Source organism: Corynebacterium sp. S5S1 (genome assembly GCF_001913985.1).
GTDB classification, from domain to species: Bacteria; Actinomycetota; Actinomycetes; order Mycobacteriales; family Mycobacteriaceae; genus Corynebacterium; species Corynebacterium marquesiae.
In genome coordinates this window covers 2224-2712 of record NZ_MKXT01000092.1, presented here as the reverse complement: position 1 = coordinate 2712, position 489 = coordinate 2224, and the positions used below count along the sequence as shown (strand labels likewise).

At 64.2% G+C, this 489-nt stretch carries 1 pseudogene; it reads right to left on the bottom strand.

Features of this window, described 5'->3' with window-relative positions:
• Positions 1 to 489: pseudogene (locus BKN05_RS12460) on the bottom strand (DnaJ C-terminal domain-containing protein); the annotation flags it as partial.

Here is a 489-nt window from a genome sequence, read left to right as displayed (position 1 = left end):
GGATGCCGCGTCCGCGAACCCGCAGGGTACGGCCATCGGCAGTACCTGCCGGGATTTTCACGCGGACCGGGGCATCCAGTGTCGGCACCGTAATCGTGTCGCCGAGCGCCAGCTCTGCAAAGGACACCGGCACCGTGATCAGCAGGTCATCGCCTTCCCGGGAAAAGACCTTGTCTCCCCGCACGTTGACGGACACAAACAGGTCACCGGATGGTTTGCCGTGCGGCCCGGCTTCGCCCTGGCCTGCCAAGCGCACCTTTTGCCCGTCGACAACACCGGCCGGGATCCGCACGGTAATCGAACGGGTCCGGTTCACGGTTCCGCTTCCCGAGCAGGTCTCACAGGGGTCGGTGATCTTGGAACCAGTGCCGTCGCAGTTCGAACACGGCTGGGAAAACCCAAAGGCTCCCCGGTTTTCGCTGGTGTAGCCAGTGCCGTTGCACTGCCCGCAGGTGGCTTGTTTTCCGGATTTCGATCCGGAGCCGTGGC